At 48.2% G+C, this 12,351-nt stretch carries 8 protein-coding genes and 1 tRNA gene; 4 read left to right on the top strand and 5 right to left on the bottom strand.

Features of this window, described 5'->3' with window-relative positions; genetic code table 11:
* Window positions 1-8 precede the first annotated feature (8 nt).
* Window positions 9-83: transfer RNA gene (locus tag CKO_RS01945), tRNA-Arg, on the top strand.
* 172 nt (window positions 84-255) lie between these two features.
* On the opposite strand, the gene CKO_RS01940 is transcribed toward CKO_RS01945, so the two are convergent.
* Window positions 256-1,860, bottom strand: coding sequence for an MFS transporter (locus CKO_RS01940; protein WP_024130144.1), 1,605 nt, complete (start codon window positions 1,858-1,860; stop codon window positions 256-258).
* 624 nt (window positions 1,861-2,484) lie between these two features.
* On the opposite strand from CKO_RS01940, the gene CKO_RS01935 reads away from it, so the two are divergent.
* Window positions 2,485-3,912: a glucose/sorbosone family PQQ-dependent dehydrogenase gene (locus CKO_RS01935; RefSeq protein WP_012131423.1), complete on the top strand. Its 1,428-nt coding sequence runs from the start codon at window positions 2,485-2,487 to the stop codon at window positions 3,910-3,912.
* Window positions 3,913-3,954: 42 nt separating this feature from the next.
* Here the strand turns inward: CKO_RS01935 and CKO_RS01930 are convergent, their stop codons facing one another.
* The 3 genes from CKO_RS01930 to gap all read right to left on the bottom strand — a co-directional run bounded on the left by CKO_RS01930 (window position 3,955) and on the right by gap (window position 9,443).
* Window positions 3,955-5,517 (bottom strand): sensor domain-containing diguanylate cyclase, encoded by a 1,563-nt coding sequence (locus tag CKO_RS01930; protein WP_012131422.1) that lies wholly within the window; start codon window positions 5,515-5,517, stop codon window positions 3,955-3,957.
* Complete coding sequence (gene dosP / locus CKO_RS01925) at window positions 5,514-8,057, bottom strand: oxygen-sensing cyclic-di-GMP phosphodiesterase DosP (RefSeq protein ID WP_012131421.1); 2,544 nt, start codon at window positions 8,055-8,057, stop codon at window positions 5,514-5,516. The genes CKO_RS01930 and dosP overlap by 4 nt, the downstream gene beginning before the upstream one ends.
* 384 nt (window positions 8,058-8,441) lie before the next feature.
* A complete protein-coding gene (gene gap / locus CKO_RS01920; protein WP_012131419.1) occupies window positions 8,442-9,443 on the bottom strand; it encodes a type I glyceraldehyde-3-phosphate dehydrogenase in 1,002 nt (333 codons plus the stop codon).
* Between the two features lie 182 nt (window positions 9,444-9,625).
* On the opposite strand from gap, the gene CKO_RS22090 reads away from it, so the two are divergent.
* The gene (locus CKO_RS22090) at window positions 9,626-9,967 is read left to right on the top strand and encodes a helix-turn-helix transcriptional regulator (RefSeq protein ID WP_071818848.1); all 342 of its coding nucleotides are present in this window, start codon (window positions 9,626-9,628) and stop codon (window positions 9,965-9,967) included.
* Between the two features lie 211 nt (window positions 9,968-10,178).
* Here the strand turns inward: CKO_RS22090 and CKO_RS01915 are convergent, their stop codons facing one another.
* Window positions 10,179-11,081: a LysR family transcriptional regulator gene (locus CKO_RS01915; protein ID WP_012131418.1), complete on the bottom strand. Its 903-nt coding sequence runs from the start codon at window positions 11,079-11,081 to the stop codon at window positions 10,179-10,181.
* A gap of 525 nt (window positions 11,082-11,606) precedes the next feature.
* On the opposite strand from CKO_RS01915, the gene CKO_RS01910 reads away from it, so the two are divergent.
* Window positions 11,607-12,287 (top strand): hydrolase, encoded by a 681-nt coding sequence (locus tag CKO_RS01910; RefSeq protein ID WP_012131416.1) that lies wholly within the window; start codon window positions 11,607-11,609, stop codon window positions 12,285-12,287.
* The last annotated feature ends 64 nt before the right edge of the window (window positions 12,288-12,351 follow it).

Genomic DNA, 12,351 nt, shown 5'->3' with positions numbered 1-12,351 from the left:
GCCGCCTCGTCTCCTTAGTTAAATGGATATAACGAGCCCCTCCTAAGGGCTAGTTGCAGGTTCGATTCCTGCAGGGGACACCATACATACCTCTCCTGACATCTGCCGGGTTCAGTAAAACCACCACAATCAGCCATCGTCTTGTGATTTTGCACTTCTACATTGCCACGGGGCAGACAGGATGATGCCTGATTCAGTCCTGCCGCCCCACAACGTTCTATTATTCACCAGACGGTATAAGCTGAACGCTTATTTTTATTCCTCTTGTATGACAAAGGATTCCGCTACACTCGCAGAAAAATAGTGTGTTGCTTTTTTATCCAGAATGATGTCATCCAGCTGTTGCTGTATTTGTCTGTCATCGACAGTCGCTCTGTCGTGCTGACGCAGATGTTCAGCCAATGACGACACCATGAATGTTTCAATAAATTCATTGGATTTCTCAGGAACCACAAACAGTCCCCAGGCGTAACCGCCATCCCTTAACCGGATATTTTTTAACTTTTTCATCAAACTGATAAATTGGCCATTCTTTTCAGCATCGACATGATAATAAACAGACACCAGCATCGGGCCGGTATGGCCGGTAATATCATTAAGACCATCCTCAGCAAGGCTAAAGTGGTCTGAATGCTGCAAGTTAATATTGTCATGGTCAATTTTTACCTTTAATACGCATAACCAGACAACGACAATACCGATTGCGGCAGAAAGTAATGCTGTGGTTACTGACGTATGCGAGGCAATTTGTCCCCAGACCAGAGAACCGAATGCCATTGACCCGGAAAATACGGTCAGGTACAAGGCCAGCCCTCTTGCGCGAACCCAGTCCGGGAGCGCTGTCTGGGCTGATATCATGAGCGTTGACAAGGTAATAATCCAGCTGAAACCAGCCACAATACTGGCGAAAATGGCGGCATATTGAGATGCTGCTCCGGCGAATATCAGTAATACGGCAGCAGTACCGAATGTTCCTGAGGTAATAAGAGCGCCGGCACTGAGCCGCTTACGCAGCGCGGGCAAACTGAATGCGCCACAGACAGCGCCGATCCCGATACTGGTTGTTAACACGCCATATAAAGTTGCATCTCCCTGAAGTGAGAGTCTCACCACCAGCGGAAGCATCGCCCAATACGCGCTGGCAAAAACAAAGAAGCTGGCAGCCTTTATTATTGTTCTCATTAATTCCGGGCTGTAACGGGCATAACGCAAACCTGAAACCATTGCGGCAACAACAGATTCAGCCGGAAGACTCCCGTTCGTTTTTTCTTCTCCTTTCCACCACCATACCGCAGCAATAATCGCAATAAAACTCAACGCATTCAGAAGAAAAGGAAGATAAAGACCGACCTGTGAAATCAAAATACCGGCCAGCGCGGGCCCGATCGCCCGGCTGATGTTAATCCCCATACTGTTTAACGCAATCCCGGATTTTAATTCATGAGGTTCAACAATAGCAGGTACAATGGCCTGCCATGCCGGGCCTAAAAACGCGGCGCCGGACCCGAGAATAAACGTGATGAATAATAACCATCCGATACTGACAACATTAAAATAGACGATAATTGCGAGCAGAGATGCGGCACACAGCATCATAATATTAACAAGAATAAGTAACTTTCTCTTGTCGAAAATATCCGCAATGGCCCCCGCAGGTAACGCCAGCAAGAATACGGGCAGCGTGGTCATTGCCTGAATAGCGGCAATCATGACAGGGTCCGGACTTAAATTGGTCATCAACCAACCGGCGCCAACATCATTCATCCAGGTCCCGATATTGGAAAAGAGTGTGGCTATCCATAACATGAAAAAAACACGGTTACGTAAAGGTGACCATGCTGATGAATGTTGTTCTGCCATATAAATATGCCCTCCAGCTTAAGATGACCGGTAATCATTTACTTGTCACAGGTATCAACGATATCGTAATCAAAATACAAAACAGGAAAATAAGATTTATGGGGAATATTTAGATACAGTCCCTTATCTCATGACATTACCTTTTATAAAAATAAATAACAAGAATTAAAATCCGCGTTCAGACAATACCATCTCCGGTAGAAATGTGCCTGATAATCCTTAAATAAAGTGTTATCACTGAAAAATAGAGATTATTCATGGACATCACTCTCATTATAGAACACAACCACATAATCCAGTGGGTGAAAATCAACATTAACAACACATGTCGGACAGTGAATTTCAAAAAATGAGACAATAAATTCATATCGCGATATTGTGAGAAGCCAACAAATGAACCTCTAACAACTGCCAGAGAAAACATTCAGTACAAACAACACGTTAAACAACACTCCAATGCCAATACACCCAAATAGACTTATTCCACCTTATCGCAACAGATTCATTTTTAATAAATTATCGGCTTCTGGCGCAACTTGACAAATTACCTTTCAAGGACAATAGTTGTTACATCTTCGAAAATTTCGACATTCGTCGAAACTATTTATCATATACAGGAACACAATGATGAATAATAAAATAAAGCGCATCAGTCAGGCTGTTACGTTAGCCCTTGCCATGTCTGGCGTTAGTTATGCCGCAACCTCATCACAGGCCGCGAATTCAAAACAAACCGAGATACAAGCCTCAGAACCTTTTTCCGCGCATGTCCTCATTAGCGGGCTTGATGCCCCGTGGGATATGGTGTGGGGGCCGGATGATTATTTATGGGTAACCGAACGTAAAGCCGCTTCTATCGATCGTATCAACCCGAAAACCGGTGAGAAAAAAGTCGCCATTACGCTGAGCGGGGTTCATACCGGGCCGCAGCATGAAGGCGTTCTGGGCCTGGCGTTGTCACCGAGCTTCATGAAACCGGGTGGCGATAATTATGTTTATACGGCCTATACCTATATGAACGGCGACAAGGAACACGCCAAAATCGTTCGCCTGGAATATGACGAAAAAACCCAGACGCTGGGTAATGAAAAAGAGATCCTGGCTGGATTCCCGGCGGGCAATGACCATAACGGTGGACGCCTGCGCTTTGGCCCGGACGGGAAGTTGTATTATACCATCGGTGAACAAGGGCATAACCAGGGCGCGAATTTCTGTAAACCTATCGAAGCTCAGCGTATTCCCACTGAGGATGAACTGAAGAATAAAGACTATGCCGCCTATGCCGGTAAAGTGCTGCGTCTGAATACCGATGGCTCTATTCCAGATGATAACCCCGTTATTAAAGGGATCAAAAGCCACCTGTTTACTTACGGACACCGTAACCCTCAGGGACTGGTATTTATTGGCGATACCCTTTACGCATCCGAACAAGGGCCATCCTCCGATGACGAGCTGAATATCCTCGAACCCGGCGGCAACTATGGCTGGCCACACGTTGCCGGTTTCCAGGACGATCAGGCTTACGTTTATGCCAACTACTCTGAAGCGGCGAATTGCCCGTCTCTGACCTGGGACCCTAACCATATTCCGGCAGGCGTTCCTGTCCAGAAAGAAACAGAGTGGAAAGCCGCAGACTTTAAAGCGCCGATTAAAACGTTCTTTACGGTCAAAGAAGGCTTTACCTATAACGACGCCAGCTGCGGCCCGGATTCTTCATATATCTGCTGGCCGACAATTGCGCCATCCAGCGTGGCATACTACCCGGAAAACGGCGTAATTAAAGGCTGGCGAAACTCGGTGATTATCAGCTCCATGAAAAATGGCGCGCTGTACCGTGTTCTGCTGAATGCCGATAAGAAAGATGTTCAGGGTGACGTCGCGAAATATTTCCACACGGCAAACCGTTACCGCATGGTGCTGGTGAGCCCGGACACCCGTAAAATCTACGTGGCGACGGATAACTTTGGTAATGTGATGGATGAATCCAACCATCCAACGCATAATCTGAGTAACCCGGGTTCTATTATCGTCTTTGAATACACGGGCAAATAATTCAATAACAGGCGAATACGAATAAGGTATTCGCCTGCTTTTTTATCCTGCGACCACCTGGTTTCTGCCCGCCTGTTTCGCCTGGTACATCAATTCATCAGCCCGTTTCAGCGCCTGAGAGACAGAGTCAACGCCCGACGGCCACACCGTCACGCCAAGAGAAATGGTGATATGCCCTACCGTCTCTATCTTTGCGGCGGCGACCTCTTTTCTCAGCCGCTCCGCAATATCCGCCGCAGCCTCTACTGACGTCTCCGGGAAAAACATCATAAACTCCTCTCCTCCCATACGGCAGGCAGTATCATTTTTACGACAGCTTCGCTTCAGCAGCTGCGCCAGCGCTTTTAACGTAACATCGCCAATGTCATGACCAAACGTGTCGTTGACGGCTTTGAAGCGATCGATATCCAGAGAAATCACCGCAAACTGTCGCTGCTGATGTTCGTATTCAGCCAGCAGTTTCTCTGCCGCCCGTCGGTTGACCAGGCCGGTAAGCGGGTCAGTGCTGGCCTGATCGTTCAGCCATTTCATTTTCTCCCGGATTAATTCCATTCCCTGAAGCAACGCGCGCCTGAGTCGGGAGGCTTCGATATACCACGATCGAACGTTTCGTACTTTTTCTGCGGACTCATCGCTGTCCATCGAAATGGCGTGATCCGCCAGTTGACGCAATGGTCTGACGATTTCATTCCCCAGCCACCAGAGAATAAACAACCCCACAATACCCAGCGGTACAACGCCGCGTATCATTTGCCACATGAGCCCATCAAGCGCAGTAAGGGTTTTATCTTTTGGTTTTTGCGCCACAACGCCCCAGCCCGAAGTATTTATACTGGCATACCCCGCCAGCATTTCCACGCCACGGGAGTTTGTCACCTCCATCGCGCCGCTCAGCCCTTGCTCCACGGCTTTCACTGCGGCATTGCCTTCCTCTTTTTCCCCTCTGCGGGCCGGATCGGGGTGATATAAGAGCTGGTCATTTTTATCAACGACATAAATATAGCTGTCATCATTGCGGAAATGATTAGAAATGAGCGCAGAAAGAACGTTGCTTCTTTGCAGATAAATCGCGCCGCCAATAAAACCGAGGTATTTCCCCTGCGCATTCCTGACGGGATGTGAAATATACACCACCAGATTACCGGACAGAGAATTGTAGGCGCTGCTGACCGTCGGCTGCATTTCTTTGAGAGCCTCGACGCCGCCTGGCGTGGTCAGCATTTTCCCCTTCAGGTTCAGGGATTCAGGCAGCACGCCAATAATTTTGCCTTTTTCATCCACCAGCGTAACGGAATCAAAACCAAAATCTCGCCGCTGCATCCTCATCATTTCACCAGAGATAATGCTCTCATCATCGAAATGCTGACCGATGACGCTCGCACTGTATTCCAGACGCTCCATGAAAACCGCCAGATACAAATCAATAGTGGAAGCAATCCTCTCCGCATATGCCTGGTTTTCACTGAGTTCATTCTCAATAAGTACCTGCTTCTGGACACGCCAGGCTGAATAGAAACTATTGAAAAGAGTAAGGAGGGTCATCAGAAACGCAAAAGCAATAATAAGCAGACGCAAATTCAGCATCTGTAACAGTTTTTTCTTCATGATTGTGCATCCTGCAAGGGTGAACGGTAAGCCTCTAGCCATACCGGTAACGTATTCGCCGACAATGGTCGGGAAAAAAGAAATCCCTGAAGTACGGAACAGCCCATTTTTCTCAGTTGCTGATGCTGATGGGTATTTTCCACACCTTCCGCCACAACCGTCAGGTCGAGGTTATGCCCAATACTGACAACCGCTTCGACCAGCGCATTGACGCGACGATCGCGGGCGAACCGGTCAATGAAGCTTTTATCAATTTTGACCTCCGTCACCGGCAGATACGCCAGGCTGGCCAGACTGGAAAAGCCGGTGCCGAAATCATCCATTGAGACCCCCGCGCCCATCGCACGAATCTCCCTGACCCGCGCAAGCATCTCGTCCGTCAGTTCCATCATGGCGCTTTCCGTAATTTCAATGGTCAGGATATTGCCGGGCAGCTGATATTCATTCAGCAGGTCGGCGATATAACGGGGTAAATCAGGCTTACGGAAGTTATGAGCAGACAGGTTTACAGATACCGCCGACACATTCGTGCCCTTTTTCCGCCATTCAAAAAGCTGTCGGCAAACTTCACGCAGCGCCCAAAGGCCGATATGCTCTATCTCTCCCGTCTCTTCAGCCAGAGGAATAAACGTCCCTGGAGAGATGTCGCCGGCGTGCGGATCGTGCCATCGGGTCAGCGCTTCAAAACCGTATACCTGCCCGTCCGCAGCCCTGATCTGAGGCTGATATTCCAGCCGCAAATGCCCCTCCGTAATCGCATTTCGCAGCGCCATGCCCAGTTTCAGACGTTGCATGACGGCCTGATTCAGTTCCGGGTTAAAAAACTGATAGCTTCCACCGCTTTCACGTACCCGCTCCATCGCGCTCTCGGCGTGGGCCAGCAGCGTTTCCCTGTCGCCGCCAATGGAATGGCTGATCCCAATACAGGCTTTAAGCTCGAAGGTCTGCCCGGCGGCGCTCATTTCAGCGCCAACGATATGCTGCATAAGCTCAGCCAGGTGTGAGGCCTCATCAACACGACAGGCGCTCGCCACCACAACAAACTGCGCGCCACCCACCCGGCTGATAAAGTGATGCGGCCCGAACCTCTCCTGCAAGCGGTTAGCCAGCGTGATAATCACCTGGTCGCCAGCGGAATACCCCAGTGACTCATTCACCTTACGAAAACGGTTAATATCGAGGAAAAACACGGCGAGTTCCGGTTCATTACCCGACAGCAGTTTATCCAGATGGTGATAGAGATACTGACGATTGGGCAGCCCCGTAAGGGCATCGAACCGAACCAGCCGGTCGATTTGCTGGCGACCTTCCTCCCGCTCAATCGCCAGAGCGCAAAGATGAACGCTGGCATCGGCAATGCGAACCAGAAATGTATCCGGCTCATTCTGTGTCCTGAAATAAAAAGCAAACGTCCCTGCCACGGAACCATCTCGACGTTTTACAGGGTATGTCCAGCATGCCCGAAAACCATGAGGCAACATCTGATGTTTATAGGGAGCCCATAGAGGATCGGTGCTGATATCCTGAACCATGACGGGCTCGCCACGCGCAGCACAAGTACCGCAGCTTGCCACGCCTTCACCGACGGCCACGCCATCCCAGTATTCACCATATTCTTTTGGAAAACCGGGAGCTGCCCACGGGCGCATCCGGTTATCGACGATCCGGCATACCGAGACCAGTACGCCTGGCGCAATATTTCCAATTCGCTGGCAGATGTAATCACCCGTTTCCTGGAAAGTCATCCGGCTGGTCAGCGCGGCCAGTACATCCCGTTCCAGATTACGAATATTACGTTCTTCCGTAATATCAACGAAGGTTACGACAAGGTTACGGGTCTGGCGGTGGTCACGCTCATTGAGGACAGGGTTTACCGAAACCCGGCTCCAGACTTCCCTGCCGTTTCTGGTCGCGGTGAGGAGTTCTTCCTGAAACCAGCGACTTCCCCGCAGATGTTCTTCCACACGCTTTAGCGCGTCATCGCTGTTTCCTGAAGACAGCAGGAAATCAGGGAACACCTGGTTCATGGCTTCGTCTGCGCCATATCCAAACATGCTGGTGAATGCACGGTTGGTCTGGACAATACGACGTTGTTCATCCAGAACAACCACGGCTCTGTCCGTGTTATTGACGGCAAGTAACAACAGACGGTTTTGCTCGCGTCTGGCCACCTCTTTGCTGACGTCCCGGGCGGCGGCCATGTAGTGGATGCGGCCATCCACATCTATTTTGGAGAGCGAAAAGCTGGTCCAGACCTGCGTGCCGTCTTTTCGTTCCAGTTGAAGTTCACGATTCATCCCGACAACCCGGGAATTTCCCCCGTCGCGGTGATGGTGGACATAATCCCCATGAACATGCTTCAGAGGCCCGGGAATTAATATATTCATATCCCGGCCAAGCACTTCATCCCTGGAATAGCCCCACAATTTCTCTGCGGCTTCGTTAAAGAACAGAACCCGGTTACACTCGTCGACGAGGACAACCGCCATGAACGTCTGCTCAAGAGCAGGAAACAGAATATTGTCAGCCGCAGCTTTCATTTTCAGATAACTCCTCAACAGATAATGCCTGACTGACGGAAAGTCACATTATCCTGAACAATTGTCCCTGCAAACCACAGCCTCAGGCAGGCCGATACATGGTGATGACGTCACCTGCCGCGTTTCGCTATTCAAACCCTGTAGGAAAAGTCTACTGAAGCAAACGGATTACTTCCACTCAGCGGTATAAAATATGTCACGCTTATCATGCCTGCTATTCCTTTCCTGCCCGGTTCCTTTTCTTACGCAGTACGAAGCCATGTTTGCCGTTTTCATTACCTGAACGACAGCGCACATCAACAATAAAAATCTGACATAACCTAAATTTATATCATCATTTAAAAACCCCCGCATTTTTGTGCAGGGGTTTCTTTTCAACAAAAATCAGAGGGAAATATACTTCTTCAATACTCTGACCAACTGGGTCACAAACCCGTATTCATTATCATACCAGGCGACCGTCTTGACCAGTTGTACGCCATCAAATTCTGTTACTTCCGTTTGGGTCGCATCAAAAACGGAACCAAAATGGATGCCAATAATATCAGACGATACAATTGGCTCATCCGTATAGCCAAATGACTCATTATCAACTGTTGCATTTCTCAGCGCGTTATTGACCTCTTCAACGGTGACGGTCTTATTCAGGACGGTCACTAACTCCGTCACTGAACCCGTTTTTACCGGAATACGCTGGGCATGACCTTTCAGTTTCCCGTTAAGTTCAGGAATAACAAGACCAATCGCTTTGGCCGCCCCTGTCGTATGCGGGATAATATTTTCCGCCGCAGCACGAGAAGCCCTGAAGTCTTTACCTCGGGGACCATCCACCAGAGCCTGGGTGCCGGTATAAGCATGTACCGTCGTCATCGTGCCGACGTTAATACCAAAGGCGTCATTCAGGGCTTTTGCCACCGGCGCCAGACAGTTTGTCGTACAGGACGCAACGGAAATAATGTTATCAGCAGAAGTGAGCGTTTCATCATTCACATGATAAACGATGGTCTTCATATCGCCAGCAGGCGCGGAGATAAGCACTTTTTTCGCTCCGGCTTCAATATGGGCATTCGCTTTTTCTGCTGAAGTATAAAAACCGGTACATTCCACAACAACATCAATACCCAGGCTACCCCAGGGGATATCACCCGCATTTTTCTCAGCAAATACTTTGATGACTTTACCATTGACGATAATTGAACCGTCAGCATGGGAAACCGTGCCGTTAAAGGGACCATAGTTTGAATCATATTTCAGCAAATAAGCCAAAACATCCGGCGAGGTAAGATCGTTTATAGCGACAATTTCCACATTCAGTTCGGTTTCCAGAATCCGGCGTAATACCAGTCTGCCAATACGACCGAAACCATTGATGCCAATTCTTTTCATATTCAATCCTCAAAATAAAAGCGCTCATAAGACACTACCAACATACACAACAAGGTTGCCGATGCTGCATAATTTTATTGCTGGTTATCATCAAAAAAACTGCACAATAAAGTTCGATATAAGCATTATGATTATGATACGTTGATACATAATCAATAACCGAAAATGGCAGATGTATTATCATGTACAAAAGTGTGCTCGACGTTCTACTTGAATGGCTCCACAACAATACAGACAAACCATTACGAATTACTGACATAGCCGCGAGATCTGGATATTCTCCCTGGCACCTCCAGAGAATATTCAAGTCGCATACCGGCGTAACCCTTGGTCAGTATGTGACAGAGTTAAAATTAAATAAGGCCTTTGAACTTTTATCGACAACCAGAACACCGATAATGGATGTGTCCTTTATCGTAGGTTTTTCCAGTCAGCAAGCCTTTTCAAGACGATTCCATCAATACTTTGGGAAAACGCCAGGACAAGTCAGACGCGATATGACAGAAAAAAGAGAACGCGTTTAATTTCAACCGAACATCAGGCAAGCATAATTTTAAAGAGCAACGAACATCTTATCCCTTCTGGAATACCAGGGATTACATCACTTTGATGATCATATGATAGTTATCAGCGTCGGCTTGACACGGCCATTTTATGTCACTGCCTGAGCCCATCAATACTCAAATAACATATTCACTATCCTGATTTAGTTGACAACATCAGCCCCTACATCACTCATGTTTTTTTAATCGGGTCGACGATGCCGGCAATTCTTTCGGCCAGAAATGGCAATAAGATCCGGGTCACTGCGCTGCGCTGGCGATGTTTTGGATACAGCGCGCTGATCGTCAGCGGAGGCGGCGAGTAATCAGACAATATCTGCACTAAAGCGCCTTGTTGCAGCGAGTCTTCAACGATAAAAAGCGGCAAAAGCGCAATACCGGCCCCCGCTTCTGCGGCCTCGCGGATCACGTCCCCGTTATTACTGCTCAGATTGCCTCTGACGGCATACGTATTCGGTGAATTTTCCTCCGTCAATTTCCAGCCGAATTGCCCCTCCCGACCATACAAAAGGCAGCTATGCTGCGCCAGTTCAGAAGGCGCCAGAGGCGTACCGTGCAAACGGAGATAATCCGGGCTGGCGCAAATCACCATCGGTAATTTACCCAGACAGCGAGCAATTAAGGTAGAGTCCATCAGGTTCCCGATGCGCAAAACCATATCGTAGCCTTCGCCCACCACATCAACATATCTGTCATTCATATCAATATGAACGGTAAGTTCTGGATGCGCCGCCTGAAATTCAACAATCAGGGGGGCAAGTCGCCTGATGCCGTATGTCATCGGCAGGCTAATCCTGAATGACCCGGCCAGTTTTTGCTGCCGGGCGGAGATAACCTGCTCGGCTTCATGAACCTCTTCCAGAATGCGCCGGGCATGATGAAAAAAAGCCTGGCCGGTATCCGTAACGGACAACTTTCGGGTATTTCGCACCAGTAATCGGGCTGAAACTTTTTTCTCCAGCGCGGCCATTCTTCTGCTGACAAATTGTTTGGATAGACTCAGGTGTTCGGCTGCTGCTGTAAAACTTCCCATATTTACGATGGTTACAAAAATTCGAATATCTTCTAAATGCATTACTGTCACCAGATACGGGACGTATGATTGTCCTGTTATGAATACAGTCCCTATAATAGTTTACCGATGGTGAAATCGTAAACCCCATGAGTCATGACAAGGAACAATATTTAATAAATAATAAGTTTCCAAAAGTTCTCTTAAACATGTTGTATAAAATTCTTAAACAAGACATGAGAAAAATATGATTGTCACATTTTAAAAGACAGTGAGTAATGTTTTTGAACATTGATGTTAGCCATAAAACTTCTAAACTGAGTCTGTCATCACATTCTGACCGACAGATCAAAATGATGGTAAAGATATTCCCCTGTCATTAATCAGATGACGGATGGATAACAAATAAAAAGGAAGAGTACGCGGATAAGGAACGAACATTGCTGACAGCACGTATACCGTAACATGAAATAAGTGCGACGGGAAAATGTTGAACGTCAGGAAGGAATAACACGGCATTATTCTCTTCGGGAATGCGCATTTCTAATCATGTTGTGCTTACACTATATTAGTTCAGGAGAAAGTGATATGTCTCATTACCTTGATGTCCTCACCCCGCAGAACAGTCAACTGATTTTTATCGACCAGCAACCCCAGATGGCCTTCGGGGTACAATCTATTGACCGTCAGGTACTGAAAAACAACGTTGTTGGCCTGGCCAAAGCGGCAAAACTGTTTAATATCCCCACCACCATCACGACCGTAGAAACCGAAAGTTTTTCCGGTAACACCTATCCCGAACTCCTGGCCGTTTTCCCGGAAAACAACATCCTGGAACGTACTTCAATGAACTCATGGGACGATCAGAACGTGCGTGATGCGCTGGCGGCGAATGGTCGTAAGAAAGTGATTGTTTCCGGTCTGTGGACGGAAGTCTGTAACACCACGTTTGCCCTGTGTGCAGTCAAAGACGCGGATTATCAAATCTATATGGTGGTTGATGCTTCCGGCGGCACCTCCGTTGATGCGCACAAATACGCTATCGATCGTATGGTTCAGGCAGGCATCGTACCGGTAACATGGCAGCAGGTCATTCTTGAGTGGCAGCGCGACTGGGCCCGTAAAGAGACCTACAACGGCATTATGGATATCGTGCGTGAACACTCCGGCGCCTACGGCATGGGCGTCGATTATGCCTATACTATGGTTCATAAAGCGCCTGAGCGCGTACAACACGGCGAACGTATCGGCCCAAACCCGGCTAAATAACACCTCCAACTGATTTACGGCAGGCGTAATGCACCACGCATTGCGCCTGTCCTGATGAGGTCCG

It is taken from the genome of Citrobacter koseri ATCC BAA-895 (assembly GCF_000018045.1).
In the GTDB taxonomy this organism is placed as follows: Bacteria; Pseudomonadota; Gammaproteobacteria; order Enterobacterales; family Enterobacteriaceae; genus Citrobacter_B; species Citrobacter_B koseri.
Note: the sequence above shows the minus strand (reverse complement) of the source record. Positions and strands in the feature narration are given on the sequence as shown.